Raw genomic sequence first — 14,934 nt, 5'->3', positions numbered from 1 at the left:
CGGTTACTGACTGTCCGGTAAGCAGCGTGGGCCCGAATCTCCACAGAATCCGTACGGCCCTGACACGCGGCACCCCCGGCGGGTGGACCCGTCGGGCGGGCGGCCTGCTCAGCGCGGACGGTGCAGGCGGTCGCCGCCCGCCAGGATCGCCGCGGCCAGCGCGTCCGCCGCCTCCTGCGCCGCCCCGCGCCGCCGGCCCTTGCGCAGCACGAAGTCCACGTCCCCCAGTTCCGGCAGCCCGGCCCGCGCCGGGACCGGTTCGAGCCCCGGCGGTACGAGCCCCCGGGTGTGCGCCATCACGCCCAGGCCCGCTCGCGCCGCGGCGACGTTCGCACTCAGACTGCTGCTCGTGCACGCGATCCGCCACGCCCGGCCCTGCGCCTCCAGCGCCTCCAGCGCGCGGGCCCGGGTGATCCCGGGCGGCGGGAAGACGATCAGCGGGACCGGCCGGTCCGGATCGAGACGCAGGCGCGGCGCGCCGATCCACACCAGCGCGTCCTGCCAGACCAGCTCGCCGTGCGTCTCCTCGCCCCGCCGCTTCGCCAGGATCAGATCGAGCCGCCCCGCCTCCAGCCGCGCGTTCAGCGTCCCCGACAGTTCGACGGTCAGCTCCAGGTCGACCTCGGGATGCTCGCGCCGGAACGACTCCAGGATCTCCGGCAGCCGGGTCAGCACGAAGTCCTCCGACGCCCCGAACCGCAGCCGCCCGCGCAGCCGCGTCCCGGTGAAGAAGGCGGCGGCGCGCTCGTGGGCCTGGAGGATCGTCCGCGCGAAGCCGAGCATCGCCTCGCCGTCCTCGGTCAGCTCCACGCTGTGCGTGTCCCGCGTGAACAGCGGCCGGCCCGTCGCGTCCTCGAGCCGCCGCACGTGCTGGCTCACCGTCGACTGCCGCACCCCGAGCCGGTGCGCGGCCTGCGTGAAGCTCAGGGTCTGCGCGACCGCGAGGAAGGTACGGAGCTGGGAGGTGTCGTACACGCTCCCCAGGTTAGCGCCGTCATCGCAGATCGTGATGACAGTCAGTGCGCTGTGCGGGATTCCCGATCACGACGTCCTGGAGCAGGATGGGAGGCCCCGACAGGCCACCCCACTCCCGAGAGCAAGCTGGAGCACATGAGCCGCCGCACGACCCTGCTGCCGTCCTGGCTGCCGATCGACCCGTACATCCTGGCGCTGCACGGCACGGTCGGACTCGCCGCGCTGCTGCCCGCCTCGGGGGCCGCGGCGGACCTCGTCGGCGGGGTGTCGACCGGGGCGATCGCGCTGCTGTTCTTCCTGTACGGGGTCCGGCTCTCCACCCGCGACGCGCTCGACGGCCTGCGCCACTGGCGGCTCCACCTCATGGTCCTGATCTGTACCTTCGCGGTGTTCCCGCTGCTCGGGCTGGCGGCGAAGGGACTGGTCCCGGCGGTCCTCACCCCACCGTTGTACAGCGGACTGCTCTTCCTGTGCCTGGTGCCGTCCACCATCCAGTCCTCGATCGCCTTCACCTCGGTCGCGCGCGGCAACGTGCCCGCGGCGATCTGCGCGGGCTCGTTCTCGTCGCTCGCGGGGATCGTGCTCACGCCGCTGCTCGCCGCGGCCCTGCTCGGCGGCAGCGCGGGCGGCTTCTCCGCCGACTCCCTCCTGAAGATCGTCTTCCAGCTGCTCGTGCCGTTCCTGGCGGGCCAGTTCCTGCGCCGCTGGATCGGGTCCTTCCTGGTTAGGCACAAGAAGGTCCTCGGCCACGTGGACCGGGGCTCGATCCTGCTCGTCGTCTACACCGCCTTCAGCCAGGGCATGGTCCAGGGCATCTGGTCCCAGGTCACCCCGGCCCGGCTCGCGCTGCTGCTCGCCGTGGAGGCCGTGCTGCTGGCGGTGATGCTGTCGCTGACCTGGTACGGCGCGAAGCGCCTCGGCTTCGACCGGGCGGACCGCGTCGCCATCCAGTTCGCCGGCTCGAAGAAGAGCCTCGCCGCCGGCCTGCCCATGGCGAGCGTCCTCTTCGGCGCCCACGCCTCGCTGGCCGTCCTGCCGCTGATGCTCTTCCACCAGATGCAGCTGATGGTCTGCGCGGTCATCGCCAGGCGTCGCGCGAAGGACCCTGAGGACCGTACGGATCCGTCCCGGGGCGCCCCGCCTCAGCGGGAGACGCCCAGGGCCGGGAGCACCGTCTCGGCCACCCGGTAGGCCTCCTCCAGGAGCGGGTTGCCGGACAGAATGAACGTGTCCACGCCCAGCTCCTGGAACTCCTTCAGGCGCTCCACGACCTGGGCCGTCGAGCCGACGACCGCCGTTCCCGGGCCGGGCCGGAACAGGCTCATGCCGGGCCAGAGGTTCGGGTGGGTCTCCAGTTCGCGGGCGCGGGCCGGCACCTTGCCGCCGTGCTGCCGGAACTGTCGCTGCCAGCCCACGCCGTCCTCGCCCGCCCGTTCGCCGAGCTGCCGGGCGTACGTCGCCTCGCTGGTGACGTCGAGGAGCCGGTCGGCCGCGGCCCAGGCCTCGTCCTCGGTGTCGCGGACGATGAGGTGGAGGCGCAGGCCGATGCGGAGGGTCCGCCCGTGGGCGGCGGCCCGTGCCCGTACGTGGTCCAGCTTCTCCTTCAGCAGGTGCGGCGGCTCGCCCCAGGTGAGGTAGACGTCGACGTGCTCGGCGGCCATCTCGATGCCGGGGGCCGAGGAACCGCCGAACCAGAGCGGGACGTGCGGTTCCTGGACCGGCCGCAGGTCCCGGAACGAGGCTCCGGCGTCCTTCAGGTCGTAGAAGCGCCCCTTGTGGTCGAAGACCTCGCCGGCGGTGAGGCGCTTCACGATCGACCAGTACTCGGCGCTCAGCTCGTACCGCTCGTCGTGCTCGACGTGCAGCCCGTACTCCCGCAGGGATCTCGTCGAGCCGTTGACGACGTTGAAGCGGAGCCGGCCGCCGAAGAGGTTGTCGAAGCTGAGGGCCATCTTGGCGAGCAGGGTCGGCGAGATCAGCCCCGGGTGCACGGCGAGCAGAGGCTTGAAGCGGGTGCTGGTGGAGGCCGCGAGCGCGGAGCCGAGCGGCCAGACGTCGTACAGGTCGGTGGCGAGCAGCGCGCCCGTGTAGCCGAGGCGTTCGACCGTTCCGGCGAGGTGCCTGAGGTAGCCGAGGTCGACCGGGCGGCGGCCCGCCGGCTCCCACGGGTAGGCGCCTTCGCGCGGGATGATGTACCAGAGGACTTCGGGTGCCGGGGACGTCATCGGATCAGGCCTTCCGGGGCAGGGCGTCGGCGACGGTGACCGCGCGCTCGATGAAACCGGTGCGGTGGAAGACGTCGGCCGCCAGCTGCTGCTCGGCGATGAACGCCTCCGTGACCTCCTCGATCTCCCAGGGCAGCGCGCGCAGCGCGGTCTCCCAGTCGTCCACCGTGCCGCCCTGGTCGGCGGCGGCCGTCTCGGCGGCCTCGCGCGGATGGGCGGCGGCCCACGCGTCGGCCCGCCGCAGCGCCCGGGTCAGCGCCTCGACCACCTCGGGCCGCTGCTCGGCCAGGTCGCGGCGGGTGAAGAAGACGGACCGGTCGCTGATGACCTCGCCGGTGCGGATCAGGGTGCGCAGACCGCCGGCGCGTCGGGCGGCGACCAGCTCGGCGCCCTGCGCGACCCAGGCGGCGATCGCGCCGGAGCGCAGTTTCTCCTCGCTGCCGGAGTTCCCGCGCACGGGGGTGATGTCCGTGGTGTACGAGAGGCCCGCGTCGTCCAGGGCCTTCGCGACCAGGTGGGTCTGCCAGGAGCCGACGGCGAGGTGGACGGTGCCGCCCTTGAGGTCGGCGACGGTACGGACCGGGCTGTCCTCGGGAACGAGGAGCGCGCCGTGGTCGGGGCGGGGCGCGGAGACGGCGGTGTAGACGATGTCGTGGCCGGCCGCCTGCGCGGTGATGGGCGGGGTGGAGCCGGTGCCGCCGAAGTCGATGGTGCCTTCGGCGAGAAGGGCGCCGGTGCGGACCCCGTCGGTGTACGGGTGCCAGGTCACGGTCTTGCCGAGGGCGGCGAGCTCCTCCTCCGCGTAGCCGAGGCGGGAGAGGTGGTAGAGGGAGGGGTTGCTGCGGTGGACACCGATGACGACGGTCATGCGGGCGCTCCTTCGAGAGAGGCGGGGGTTTCCGCCGGTGTGTGGACGCCGAGGTCGGCGAGGAGACGGCGACGCAGGGCGACGAACGCCGGGTCGCCCGGGTCGCGGGGACGGGGGACGGTGACGGGCTCGTCGGTGACGAGCCGGCCGTCGCGCAGCACCGCGACCCGGTCGGCGAGACGTACGGCCTCGTCGACGTCGTGGGTGACGAGCAGGACGGCCGGCCGGTGGATCCGGCGCAGTTCGCCGACCAGGTCCTGCATGCGGAGCCGGGTCAGCGCGTCGAGCGCCGCGAACGGTTCGTCGAGCAGCAGCAGTTCGGGCTCCCGTACCAGCGCGCGGGCCAGGGCGACCCGCTGGGCCTCGCCGCCGGAGAGGGTCGCCGGCCAGGCGTCGGCGTGCCGTTCGAGACCCACCTCGGCGAGCGCCCGCAGGCCGGTCTCCCGGGTCGCCGCGCCGCGCGGCAGGCCGACGATCACATTGCCGAGGACCCGGGTGGACGGGATGAGCCGCGGCTCCTGGAAGACGATCGTGCGGGCGGCGGGGACGAGGACATCGCCCCCGTCGGCGGCGTCGAGCGCGCCGAGGATGCGCAGCAGGGTGGTCTTCCCGCTGCCGCTCGCTCCGAGAAGAGCGAGGAACTCGCCGCGCCCGACAGTGAGTTCGAGATCGTCGAGGACGGCGCGGGCACCGAAGACCCGGCGCAGTCCGCGTACCCGTACGGCGGTCACTTCGTGCCTCCCGGTCCGGCCGTGCGCCAGGGCATCAGGACCCTTTCCAGGCCGCGGACGACGACGTCGGCGGTGAGCCCGAGCAGGCCGTAGACGAGGATGCAGACGGCGAGGATGTCGGTACGGGCGTAGCTCTGGGCCTGGGACATCAGATAGCCGATGCCCTCGGTGGCGTTGATCTCCTCGGCGGCGATGAGCGCGATGACGCTCAGCGTCATGGAGAGACGCAGTCCGGCGAGGAGCGACGGCAGCGCCCCGGGCAGGACGACCTGCCGGACGATCGCGAGCCGCCCGAGCCCGAAGCTGCGCATCGCCTCGACCAGCTTGCGGTCTGTGCTGCGGACGCCGCCGGTGGTGGAGACGTACATGGGGAAGGTGGTGGCGACCGCGATGAGCAGGATCTTCGCGGTCTCGTTGATCCCGAACCAGACCATGAACAGCGGGACGAGGGAGAGGAAGGGGATGGTGCGGAGGGTCTGGAGGGAGGAGTCGAGGAGTTCGTCGCCGAGCCGCGTGAAGCCGGTCGTAATGCCGAGCGTGAGCCCGGTGGCGAGGCCGATGACGAGGCCGATACCCGAGCGGGTGAGGGACGTCGCGAGCGCGTCGGGCAGCTGCCCGTTGCCCCACAACTCGCCCACCGCGTCGATGACCTGCGCGGGCGAGGCGAGCACGTCGGGGGTGAGCAGGCCGGTGGCGGAGGACGCCCACCAGAGCGCGAGGAGGGCGACCGGGCCGAGGGCGCGGACGGTGAGGGAGTACGTACGGGACCGGGCGCGGCGGACCGGCGGGCGCGGCGTGACGAGCCCGTCGGTGTGCGCCGCTTCTGTGAGTGGCGGGGCCGTCATGACAACTTCTCGATGTCGATGAGATGGGCGGCGATGTCGACCTTGCTCGGCGTGACCTTCTGGTCGGCGTAGAACTGCGCGACGGTCTCGAACCGCTTGACGTCCTCGGGCCCGATGGGGTCGACGGTGCCCCCCTTGGCGCTGAAGGCGATCTGGACCTCCTTGGCCTTGCCGTTGACGGCGGTGGGGCCGGCGTCGGTGAAGACGTTGAGATAGGCGCCCGGGTCCTTCTTCTCCGCGGCGCTCTGCTCGTGGAGGTAGGCGTAGAGCGCCTTCACGACCTCGGGATGCTCCTTCGCGAATTCCGAACGGACGGCGTTGAGGCTGTAGTTGTCGGAACCGATGGCGGTGCCGTCGGCGACGAAGTGCGCCTTGCCCGCGCCGATCTCGGCGACGGCATAGGTGGACCAGACGGCCCAGGCGTCGACCTGGCCGGCGTTGAAGACGGCGGCGGTCTGGTCGGGCCGCAGATAGACGCGCTCGACCTTGTCCGCGGGGATGCCCGCCTTGGAGAGGGCCTTGAGGAGCAGGTACTCGCCGGTGCCGCCCTTGTTGACGGCGACCTTGCGGCCGACGAGGTCCTGGACGGACGCGATGTCCGAGCCCTCGCGGACGAGGATGCCCTCGCCGACGGGGTCGGGGTCGGTCGCGGTGAAGAACTCGAAGCCGGGGCTCTGGGCGAGGGAGGTGATGCCGGAGGTGATCGAGCCGGTCGCGATGTCGAGCTGGTCGGCGTTCATCGCCTGGGCGGCGGGCGCGAACGGACCGGCGCTGCCGGTCCACGCCACCTTGGCGCCCACCGCGGCGAGGGCCTTGTCGAGACTGCCGTCCTTCTTGCCGCGGGCGAGGACACCGGAGTTGCCGGGGTCGGGGATGCGGACGGTGACCGTTCCCTTCGCTCCCTTCCGGCCGCCGTCCTGCCCGGCGGACACGTCCGCGGCGGGGCTGCCGCCGCAGGCGGTGACGGTGGCGAGGGTGGTGAGGGCCGCCAGGGCGGCGAGCGGGGTGAGTGGGCGCATGGCGGTCGTCCTCCGGGGGTCGGGGGGAAGCGGGAGATCGGGGTACGGGTGGGTGCGTTGTCACGAGGCGGACCGTGCGGCCGGCTCCGCGGGCGCGGCGGCCGCGAGCAGGCGGGCGCGGCCCAGCGGCTCCGGGTCGGCCCAGGCTCGTACGTCCACCGCCTCGGGCAGGAAACCGTGGGCGCGCAGCGCCTCCTCCTGCCGGGCGAGCAGGTCGAGCCGTGTGTCGGACAGGTCCGGGTGGAGCGTGCGATGCGTGCCGGGCCGGTACGCCCCGGTGATGCCCTCGGTGCCCGCCCCGGTCTCGGCGCCGAGGATCCGGGCGACCTCGGCCGGCTCGTCGGCCGCCCAGTCCGCGGCGCGGAGCAGGACGGCGAGGAACCGGGCCACGAGTTCGGGGTGCTCGTCCAGGAGGTCCTGGTGGACGGTGAGGGGGCGAGGGGTGCCGTTGTTGACGCGGTGCGCGGGGTCGGGCAGCTCGTCGAGCTCGACGGCCACCTCGGCGCCGGCGCGCCGGGCGGCCTCGACGGCGAGGGCGCCCTTGACGTAGACGGCGTCGACCTCGCCCCGGCGCAGGGCGTCCAGCTCGGCGGCCCACTGACCGTGGTGCCCGTCGGCCGGTACGTCGACGAGGACGGCGTCGCCGAGCCCGTACCCCGCCGAGGCGAGGACGCCCTCGAAGCCGCGCACGGCCATCGCCCGCCAGAAGTCGATGGGCACGGAGTGGCGGGGCACGGCCAGCCGGAGGCCGCGCAGGGCAGCGGCACCGCGCACCGGGGAACCGGGGGCGACGAGCACCACCTGGCGCTCCTCGATCCAGGTGAGGCCGACCAGCCGGGTGCGCTCGCCGCGTGAACGGGCCCACAGAGCAGGGACATTGCCGCCCTCACGGAAGAGTCCGGGGTGGGCGTGGGTGAAGTGGGCGGCGCGGTCGGCGCCGGACTCGACGTCCTGGAGCGAGCGGACGGCGATGCCGTCCGGCGCGAACTCCGCGACCAGCCAACCCCGGTCGGCGGCGACGCCGGTGGCGGTGGGGACGGGGCAGCGGGTGAACCAGAGCGTGTCGGGAACGCGGGCGGGCTTCATGGAGGGCTTCCCGGGGGTGTGGTGGGGTCGGGGAACGACAGCGGGGCGCGTCGGCGCCGGGCGGGGACGTCGGGTGACGGCCGGAGGGCACGCGCAGGGCCGAAGGGTATGCGCGCGGTCGCGAGGCGCCGGAACGGGCGAGAACCGTCGGTGGTTCGGCACGGGCGACGGAGCTCGCCTGCGGGCCGTGGTGTCGGCGAAGGGCTGTGCCGGTCAGCGACAGGCGGTGCCGGCGACGCGGGCCAGGTCGATGTGGCGGCGTCGGGTGAGGCCGGGCGTGACGGGGGAGGCGATGGGCGCACTCCGCGTCGTCGGTCGTCCGTTCGTCACTGTGGCCCTCCTCCCTCCGGTTCGGTGCTGCCGGCTGTGGCGCGTTGGCCGGAACCCTGCCATGGAGTTCCGGCCGCCCACAACTCGTCTCCCACGATGTGGGATTGTGCGTGAACGGAGTGTTTCCGGCCTTGTGCGGAACCTGATTCGGCTCCCGGCATGTGGGAGCGTGAGAGCTCGACACCACGGGGAGCGAAACCGATGACGACCGAGGCCGGCACCGTCCGACCCCCGGCGGGCGCCCAGGCGGTCCGTCGCGCACTGGACGTACTGCACTGTTTCCACGACAACGGGCCCGACCTGAGCGCCTCCGAGATCGCGCGCCGCCTCGGGCTCTCCACCTCCACCGCGCACCGGCTCGCCCGGACCCTGCTCGGCGCGGGCTTCCTCGAACAGGACGCCCGGACCGCCCGCTACCGGCTCGGTCCCGCCATCACGGAGTTGGGTCGCCTCTCCTACCACCAGCGGGGCCTGCACATGGCGGCGCCCGAGCTGTCCGATCTGGCCGAACGGACGGGCGCGACGGCCGACTTGGCGCTGCGCAGCGGCCCGCACGTCGTGATCGTGGCGGGCGGTTCGGTGACGCCGAAGGTGGGTCTGCGCCGACCGCTGCACTCGACGGCGCTGGGGAAGGTGCTGCTGGCGTGGCCCAGGGCGGGCGAGGGCGGGCCGCGCTCGCTGCCGCCGCTGTACGCGTTCACCGAGCGGACGATCGTCGAACCCCCGGCCCTCACCGCCGAGTTGGAGCGCGTACGGGAGCGGGGCTACGCGCTCAACGACGGCGAGTCGGCCCACGGGGTCCGGACCGTGGCGGTACCGGTCCTGGAGCGGGCGGGCCACGCGCGGTTCGCGCTCGCGGTCCGGGGGACCCCGGAGCAGATCACCGACGAGCGGCTCGACTGGTACCTGGCGCAGGCACGGGCGACCGCACGCGCCCTCGAGGTGCTGCTGCTGCCCCCGGCGGAACGACGCAACCCCGAGGATCCGACCGGCCGGTGAGGGGCGTGGGGGCGGCGGTGCCCTCCCCGCCGTCGGCGACGCCGTTCCTTTCGCGGTGGGGCCCCGCCGCGAAGATCACCGGGCCCGCTACCGTGCTGTCATGCCCGCACTCGATCCGCGCAGCACCGCGCTCGTTCTCGTCGACCTGATGGAACGCATCGTCGCGCTGCCCCTCGCCCCCCGTCCCGGGACCGACGTCGTCGCCGCCGCGAACCGGCTGGCCGGCGCCTTCCGGGACGCCGGCGCGCCCGTCGTCCACATCCGGGTGGAACGGCCGAACGTCGACGTCCAGCCGGCCGGCAGCGAACTCGTGGCCTCGCTCGTGCACGACGGCGACCCCGTCGTCGTCAAGCGCACCATCGGCGGGTTCCACCGCACCGGCCTCCACGAGCTGCTCGAAGCACGCTCCGTCTCCACGCTCGTGTTCGCCGGCATCGCCACCAACCTCGGCGTCGAGTCCACCGCCCGCGCCGCCCTCGACCTCGGCTACGACGTGGTGTTCGCCGAGGACGCCATGACCGCGTTCACCGCGGACGAGCACCGTGCCTCCGTCGAGCTCGACTTCCCGCGTCTCGGCACCGTCGCCCCGGTCTCCGCGATCACCCTGGACGGGCCGGAGTGAACCGTCCCCCGATACGAGCCTTCGGGCCGCGCCCCTGCAGCCTGGTCGTGTGCCGCGGCTGCTGCTGCGGCGACGCCCGCAAGAACCCCGGCACCGACCACGCCGGCCAGCTCGCCCGGCTGCGCGCCGCGGCCGCCGCCTCCGGCGGGCGGCTCGTCGTCCGCACCAGCGACTGCCTCGGCCCCTGTGCCCAGGCCAACATCGTGGTCGTGCAGCCCTCCACCGAGGGCCGCCGCCGCGGCGGCCGGGCCGCCTGGATCGGGTTCACCGTGGACGACGACGCGCTCGACGACATCCTCGCCTGGACCGCCGCCGGCGGCCCCGGCATCGCCGCGCCCCCGGCCACCCTCGAACTCCAGATGGTCGACCCGCCCAAGAACTGACCCCGACGTGTCGAAGGGAAGCGCCTCGTCAGCCCCTGGAGGTGGAGGCCGCCGCCTCCAGGGTGATGCGGTGCTCACCCGCGTACACGTTCATGTCCGGCCCGCGCAGGAACCCCACCAGCGTCAGCCCCGTCTCCGCGGCCAGCTCCACCGCCAGCGACGACGGCGCCGACACCGCCGCCAGTACCGGGATTCCCGCCATCACCGCCTTCTGCGCCAGCTCGAACGACGCCCGGCCGGACACCAGCAGCACCGCCCGCGACAGCGGCAGCAGCCCCTCCCGCAGCGCCCGCCCGATCAGCTTGTCCACCGCGTTGTGCCGGCCGACGTCCTCCCGTACGTCCAGCAGTTCGCCGTCCTCCGAGAACAACGCCGCCGCGTGCAGGCCACCGGTCCGGTCGAACACCTTCTGCGCGGCCCGCAGCCGGTCGGGGAGCCCGGAGAGCAGCGCGGGCGTCAGCCCGACCGGGGGAGCGTCCGCGATCGGGAACCGCGCGGTCGTGCGGACGGCGTCCAGACTCGCCTTGCCGCACAGCCCGCACGACGACGTCGTGTAGACGTTCCGCTCCAGCGTGATGTCCGGGACCTCGACCCCCGGCGCGAGCTGCACGTCCACCACGTTGTACGTGTTCGTTCCGTCGTCCTTGGCACCCGCGCAGTACACGATGTTCCGCACGTCGGACGCCGCCGCGAGGACCCCCTCGCTGACCAGGAACCCGGCGGCGAGCGCGAAGTCGTCGCCCGGGGTGCGCATGGTGATCGCCAGTGGCCGGCCGTTCAGCCGGATCTCCAGCGGCTCCTCCGCGACCAGCGTGTCGGCGCGCGCGCCCGCCTCCACCCCGCCCCGGATCCGTATGACGCGGCGACGCTCGGTGACCCGTCCCATGGTGGCTACATCCGATCCTGTACGTGCTGAAGGACGCCCTCATTCTCCTGCACGCGCGACCGGCGGGGCGCGGCGGACGCGGGGCGCGCCTTGGGGTGTTGTCACGGTCACCCAACCCACACGGACGAATCTTGGTGGTTTACGTCACCTGTTACCCATCAGTCGCTGACAAGACTGGGGCATTCCTGCTCCGAAACCGAACGTCAAGGGGGTCCCGGGCATGACGGGCACTCGCATCGCCGGGCTGGGCCACTACCAGCCCGCCAAGGTGCTCACCAACGCCGACCTCGCCGCCCTGGTCGACACCAGCGACGAGTGGATCACCAGCCGCGTCGGCATCCGGACCCGGCACATGGCCGGTCCCGACGAGCCGGTCGACGAGCTCGCCGCGCACGCGGGCGCCAAGGCGATCGCCGCGGCCGGGCTCACCCCGGCCGACATCGACCTGGTTGTCGTCGCCACATCCACGGCGATCGACCGCTCCCCGAACACCGCCGCGCGCGTCGCCGCCCGCCTCGGCATGGGCGCGCCCGCGACGCTCGACCTGAACGTGGTCTGCGCCGGCTTCACGCACGCCCTGGCCACCGCCGACCACGCGGTACGCGCCGGCTCCGCGACCCGCGCCCTGGTCATCGGCGCGGACAAGATGACCGAGGTCACCGACTGGACCGACCGCACCACCTGCGTCCTCGTCGGTGACGGCGCGGGCGCGGTCGTCGTCGAGGCGACGGACGGCACCGAGGCCGTACCGGCCATCGGCCCCGTGCTGTGGGGCTCCGTCCCGGAGATGGGTCACGCGGTCCGCATCGAGGGCACCCCGCCGCGCTTCGCCCAGGAGGGCCAGACCGTCTACCGCTGGGCCACCACCCAGCTCCCGCCGATCGCCCGCAAGGTCTGCGAGAAGGCCGGGCTGACCCCCGAGGACCTCGCCGCGGTGGTGTTGCACCAGGCCAACCTGCGGATCATCGAGCCCGTCGCCCAGAAGATCGGCGCGGTCAACGCTGTCGTGGCCCGGGACGTCACCGAGTCAGGCAACACCTCCGCCGCGTCGGTCCCGATGGCGCTGTCCAAGCTGGTCGAGCGCGGTGAGATCCCGTCCGGCGCGCCCGCGCTGCTCTTCGCCTTCGGCGGCAACCTGTCGTACGCGGGCCAGGTCGTCCGGGTCCCCTGACGGCAGGGCGCCCGCGCCGAGTCCGCAGGGACGCGTTGAGTCCGCCGGCTCAGCGGAAACGGTTGCTCGGCACCGGACCCGCCGGATCGAGCCGGATCCGCTCGCCCTCGCGCCACCGCCCGGCGACCGCGGCGGCGAATTCCGCGAGCCGCTCGTCCGGATCGGCCGGGGTGAACCCGTCGCCGGAGGGCGGTGCCGCGGAGGCCGGTACGATCTCCGCCGCGATCTCCTCGGCGGGGCGCGTGTCCGCGGGGACCAGTACGGGCTCGGCGCCGTCGGGGTAGCGGTGGTGCTCGCCCCACGGCCGCATCACCTGCTGCGCCAGCAGCGCCGACACGTCCGCCCACACGGGCGCCGGGTCGGTCCAGCGGCTCGCGTGCTCGAAGAGCACCTGCCCCGGGGCCCGGGTACGGAGCGTCTTCACCAACTTCGGCTCCACCTCGCCCAGTTCGTACGCGACGACCAGGGTGTCCGCCCGGGACGGCTCGTACGGGACGGCCGGCAGACCGAACAGCAGGGCGGCGGCCCGGCCGAGGATCTCGCTGTCCCGGTCCGGCAGCAGCGACACCGACGAGGGCCGCAGCCCGGCCGCCGCGAGGATCACACCGAGCCGGTGCAGCCCGTGCCGGCACAGCTCGACGCTGTCGCCGAGGTACGCCCAGCGGCCCGACATGCCCGCGTCCCAGGCGTACGGCGAGAACGAGGCGAGGATCCCGCCGGTCAGCGCGAAGTGCCAGCCCCGCAGGTCCTGTTCGTCCAGGGGGCTGTGCGGGGCGACGTGGTCGGTGCGCGCCATCATGCCGCGCAGGTGCGCAGACCGATCGTCGGGCGGTATCAGGGCGAACTGCTCACGGGCGAGCGGGACACGGCCGGCCAGGATCGCCTCGTGCACCAGCAGTTGGCGCAGCCTCGCGTCGATCTCCCGCTCCAGGAGCACGTCCACGGCCTCGGCGTGCAGGCCCTCCGCGCGCAGGGAGAAGACCAGCCCGATGAGTGTGTCCGGCGCGTCGGGATCGAGCCGCAGGGCCTCGCGCAGGGCCGGGACGGCGAGGAAGGCGAGGCCGCGGAGCTTGCAGGCACGGCCGAAGACGTGCAGGGCGTCCGGGTCGGTGGGGCGGGCCGCGCAGGCCGCGGCCGCCGTGGCGAGGTCGTCGAAGCCGACCAGCCGGGCCAGCCGCTCGACGAGCCGGGCGAGGTCGGGCAGTGGGTGCTGGTCCGTGGCGGCGCGCAGGGCGCGGACGGTGGTCCGTACGTCTCCGGCGTCCAGACCGCGCCGGACATCGTCGAGAGAGGAGGTCATCGGGGGATCGTCACGGCTGCCGGTGGCGGCCGCAACCGAATTGCGCGAGGGCCGAGGGTACGGGACCGCTCCGATCAGCCGATGCTCCGCCGGTCAGCCGATGCCCTGCCGGTCGGCCTCCAGGGCGAAGGCCCGCTCGGCGGCCTCCGGCACCGACCGCTCCACCTCCTGCGCCAGCAGCGCCCGGTGCCGCAGCAACGGCTCGCGCCGGTCCTCCGGTACGAGCGCCAGCAGGTCGTCCAGGCCGGCCAGCATCCGCCGCGAGACCTGCGGATTGCCCGCCGCGCACCCGCGGATCTCGGTGAACCCGAGGTCGACGAGGTGGGTCCACCCCGGTAGGTCCTGCACCAGCCGGACGACGCCCTGGCCGTCGCGGTGGCCGACCGCGCCGAGCGGCCGCCTCGCGACCGCGGAGAGGAGCTGGACGATCCGGTCCAAGGCCTGCACGGCGGTCGTCGGATCGTTGACGGCGGGGGAGAGGGCCCGGAGTCCGATGTCGGCGAGCTGCCGCAGACCGAAGGCGAGGTCCTGGTGGAAGGTCCGCTCGCTGCCGACGTAGACGGAGGGCACGAGCCGGCGCCGCAGCCGCCCGCCGTGGACCGCGAGCACGGGGGTGCCCGGGACGACGAAGTCCCCGATCCGGGGCAGCAGACGCAGCACGACGCCGTGCCGCCGCGCGTCGCGGACGAGCCGGGCGATGTTCACGTCCCGTACGACCCCGGCGCGCCCGCGGTGCACCACGTACTCGGCGGGCTCGCCCAGGTCCGCGGTGTCGCCGGCCTGGTACCGGGGCGTCTTCGCCAGCACCCCGAACGACTCGACGGTGATCCGGTCCACCACGTGCCCCACGCGCATCAGCCGCAGCGTCGAGTTCACGTACGCGACGAACAGCAGCAGGCTCAGCAGCACCATGATCAGCGTCAGCAGCGACTGGACCAGGGGCACGGTGGAGATGTCCTGCGGTTCGGGCGTGGCGTCGTACGAGGTGAGGACGAGCAACGAGAGCAGGAAGGTCGAGAGGAAGACGGAGAAGGTGGCCTTGGTGATCCGGCTCCGGATGAAGATCCGCACGATCCGGGGACTGAACTGTCCGCTCGCCATCTGCACCGCGACGAGCGAGATGGAGAAGACCACGCCGATGAAGGTCATCATGGCGGAGCTGATCGTCGTGACGATCGTCTTGGCGTCCTCGGTGATCCCGATCAGATCGCGGACGGCCTCGTGCTCCCCCTCCTCCTGCAGCGACCGGACGATCGCGGCGTCGAGCTCGGAACACACCCACCACAGCAGGAACACCCCCGCCATCGCCACGACGGGCGCGAACCAGAAGGTGTCCCGCAGATGCTCCCGCAGGGGCGACAGCATCCGGGGCCGATGCTCGGACAGGTAGCTCACCGGCGCAGGCTAAGGTCCGCAAGCGCCGGCCGCCACCGTACGCACGCGAGCGAACACTCACCGTACGCCGCACGGGTCAAGATCGGCCACACCCCGACA

16 protein-coding genes are annotated in these 14,934 nt (G+C 73.3%); 5 read left to right on the top strand and 11 right to left on the bottom strand.

Annotated elements, in window-relative coordinates; all coding sequences use genetic code 11:
- Positions 1 to 108 precede the first annotated feature (108 nt).
- The gene (locus R2D22_RS06745) at positions 109 to 975 is read right to left on the bottom strand and encodes a LysR substrate-binding domain-containing protein (protein ID WP_318101912.1); all 867 of its coding nucleotides are present in this window, start codon (positions 973 to 975) and stop codon (positions 109 to 111) included.
- Positions 976 to 1,110: 135 nt separating this feature from the next.
- Between R2D22_RS06745 and R2D22_RS06740 the strand changes: the two genes are divergently transcribed.
- The gene (locus tag R2D22_RS06740; RefSeq protein ID WP_318101911.1) at positions 1,111 to 2,166 is read left to right on the top strand and encodes a bile acid:sodium symporter family protein; all 1,056 of its coding nucleotides are present in this window, start codon (positions 1,111 to 1,113) and stop codon (positions 2,164 to 2,166) included.
- Here the strand turns inward: R2D22_RS06740 and R2D22_RS06735 are convergent.
- From R2D22_RS06735 to R2D22_RS06705, 7 genes are all read right to left on the bottom strand, one after another.
- Entirely contained in the window at positions 2,118 to 3,200 is a 1,083-nt protein-coding gene (locus R2D22_RS06735) for an LLM class flavin-dependent oxidoreductase (protein ID WP_318101910.1), read from the bottom strand. The two genes, R2D22_RS06740 and R2D22_RS06735, sit on opposite strands and share 49 nt — an antisense overlap.
- 4 nt (positions 3,201 to 3,204) lie before the next feature.
- Positions 3,205 to 4,068, bottom strand: coding sequence for an ABC transporter substrate-binding protein (locus tag R2D22_RS06730; RefSeq protein WP_318101908.1), 864 nt, complete (start codon positions 4,066 to 4,068; stop codon positions 3,205 to 3,207).
- Positions 4,065 to 4,799 carry an ABC transporter ATP-binding protein gene (locus tag R2D22_RS06725; protein WP_318101906.1) on the bottom strand — a complete coding sequence of 245 codons (735 nt, stop codon included), beginning with the start codon at positions 4,797 to 4,799 and terminating at the stop codon, positions 4,065 to 4,067. Before R2D22_RS06725 ends, R2D22_RS06730 begins: the two co-directional genes overlap by 4 nt.
- Positions 4,796 to 5,644, bottom strand: coding sequence for an ABC transporter permease (locus R2D22_RS06720; RefSeq protein ID WP_318101905.1), 849 nt, complete (start codon positions 5,642 to 5,644; stop codon positions 4,796 to 4,798). Before R2D22_RS06720 ends, R2D22_RS06725 begins: the two co-directional genes overlap by 4 nt.
- Complete coding sequence (locus R2D22_RS06715) at positions 5,641 to 6,663, bottom strand: ABC transporter substrate-binding protein (protein ID WP_318101903.1); 1,023 nt, start codon at positions 6,661 to 6,663, stop codon at positions 5,641 to 5,643. The genes R2D22_RS06720 and R2D22_RS06715 overlap by 4 nt, the downstream gene beginning before the upstream one ends.
- 60 nt (positions 6,664 to 6,723) lie before the next feature.
- Positions 6,724 to 7,749, bottom strand: a complete 1,026-nt coding sequence (locus R2D22_RS06710; RefSeq protein WP_318101902.1) for an ABC transporter substrate-binding protein — start codon at positions 7,747 to 7,749, stop codon at positions 6,724 to 6,726.
- 213 nt (positions 7,750 to 7,962) lie between these two features.
- Positions 7,963 to 8,079, bottom strand: a complete 117-nt coding sequence (locus tag R2D22_RS06705; protein WP_318101900.1) for a putative leader peptide — start codon at positions 8,077 to 8,079, stop codon at positions 7,963 to 7,965.
- Between the two features lie 201 nt (positions 8,080 to 8,280).
- On the opposite strand from R2D22_RS06705, the gene R2D22_RS06700 reads away from it, so the two are divergent.
- The 3 genes from R2D22_RS06700 (at position 8,281) to R2D22_RS06690 (ending at position 10,083) form a co-directional block, all read left to right on the top strand.
- On the top strand, positions 8,281 to 9,078 hold the full coding sequence (locus tag R2D22_RS06700) for an IclR family transcriptional regulator (protein WP_318101898.1): 798 nt from the start codon (positions 8,281 to 8,283) through the stop codon (positions 9,076 to 9,078).
- A 100-nt stretch (positions 9,079 to 9,178) separates the two neighbouring features.
- A complete protein-coding gene (locus tag R2D22_RS06695; RefSeq protein WP_318101897.1) occupies positions 9,179 to 9,700 on the top strand; it encodes an isochorismatase family protein in 522 nt (173 codons plus the stop codon).
- Positions 9,697 to 10,083: a (2Fe-2S) ferredoxin domain-containing protein gene (locus R2D22_RS06690; protein WP_318101896.1), complete on the top strand. Its 387-nt coding sequence runs from the start codon at positions 9,697 to 9,699 to the stop codon at positions 10,081 to 10,083. The genes R2D22_RS06695 and R2D22_RS06690 overlap by 4 nt, the downstream gene beginning before the upstream one ends.
- A 28-nt stretch (positions 10,084 to 10,111) precedes the next feature.
- Here R2D22_RS06690 and fdhD read toward each other — a convergent pair whose 3' ends face one another.
- On the bottom strand, positions 10,112 to 10,969 hold the full coding sequence (fdhD, locus tag R2D22_RS06685; protein ID WP_318101895.1) for a formate dehydrogenase accessory sulfurtransferase FdhD: 858 nt from the start codon (positions 10,967 to 10,969) through the stop codon (positions 10,112 to 10,114).
- Positions 10,970 to 11,189: 220 nt separating this feature from the next.
- On the opposite strand from fdhD, the gene R2D22_RS06680 reads away from it, so the two are divergent.
- The gene (locus R2D22_RS06680; RefSeq protein WP_318101894.1) at positions 11,190 to 12,140 is read left to right on the top strand and encodes a beta-ketoacyl-ACP synthase III; all 951 of its coding nucleotides are present in this window, start codon (positions 11,190 to 11,192) and stop codon (positions 12,138 to 12,140) included.
- 49 nt (positions 12,141 to 12,189) lie between these two features.
- Here the strand turns inward: R2D22_RS06680 and R2D22_RS06675 are convergent, their stop codons facing one another.
- Positions 12,190 to 13,440: a tetratricopeptide repeat protein gene (locus R2D22_RS06675; protein WP_318101893.1), complete on the bottom strand. Its 1,251-nt coding sequence runs from the start codon at positions 13,438 to 13,440 to the stop codon at positions 12,190 to 12,192.
- Between the two features lie 93 nt (positions 13,441 to 13,533).
- Positions 13,534 to 14,835 (bottom strand): DUF2254 domain-containing protein, encoded by a 1,302-nt coding sequence (locus R2D22_RS06670; RefSeq protein WP_411976986.1) that lies wholly within the window; start codon positions 14,833 to 14,835, stop codon positions 13,534 to 13,536.
- Positions 14,836 to 14,934 lie beyond the last annotated feature (99 nt).

This window comes from Streptomyces sp. HUAS YS2 (genome assembly GCF_033343995.1).
GTDB lineage: Bacteria > Actinomycetota > Actinomycetes > Streptomycetales > Streptomycetaceae > Streptomyces > Streptomyces solicathayae.
Note: the sequence above shows the minus strand (reverse complement) of the source record. Positions and strands in the feature narration are given on the sequence as shown.

Excerpts from the sequence above, each read along its gene's own strand:
- R2D22_RS06740 (WP_318101911.1), top strand. The coding sequence starts at position 1,111 with ATGAGCCGCCGCACGACCCTGCTGCCGTCCTGGCTGCCGATCGACCCG.
- R2D22_RS06735 (WP_318101910.1), bottom strand. The coding sequence starts at position 3,200 with ATGACGTCCCCGGCACCCGAAGTCCTCTGGTACATCATCCCGCGCGAA.
- R2D22_RS06730 (WP_318101908.1), bottom strand. The coding sequence starts at position 4,068 with ATGACCGTCGTCATCGGTGTCCACCGCAGCAACCCCTCCCTCTACCAC.
- R2D22_RS06720 (WP_318101905.1), bottom strand. The coding sequence starts at position 5,644 with ATGACGGCCCCGCCACTCACAGAAGCGGCGCACACCGACGGGCTCGTC.
- R2D22_RS06715 (WP_318101903.1), bottom strand. The coding sequence starts at position 6,663 with ATGCGCCCACTCACCCCGCTCGCCGCCCTGGCGGCCCTCACCACCCTC.
- R2D22_RS06710 (WP_318101902.1), bottom strand. The coding sequence starts at position 7,749 with ATGAAGCCCGCCCGCGTTCCCGACACGCTCTGGTTCACCCGCTGCCCC.
- R2D22_RS06700 (WP_318101898.1), top strand. The coding sequence starts at position 8,281 with ATGACGACCGAGGCCGGCACCGTCCGACCCCCGGCGGGCGCCCAGGCG.
- R2D22_RS06695 (WP_318101897.1), top strand. The coding sequence starts at position 9,179 with ATGCCCGCACTCGATCCGCGCAGCACCGCGCTCGTTCTCGTCGACCTG.
- fdhD (WP_318101895.1), bottom strand. The coding sequence starts at position 10,969 with ATGGGACGGGTCACCGAGCGTCGCCGCGTCATACGGATCCGGGGCGGG.
- R2D22_RS06680 (WP_318101894.1), top strand. The coding sequence starts at position 11,190 with ATGACGGGCACTCGCATCGCCGGGCTGGGCCACTACCAGCCCGCCAAG.
- R2D22_RS06675 (WP_318101893.1), bottom strand. The coding sequence starts at position 13,440 with ATGACCTCCTCTCTCGACGATGTCCGGCGCGGTCTGGACGCCGGAGAC.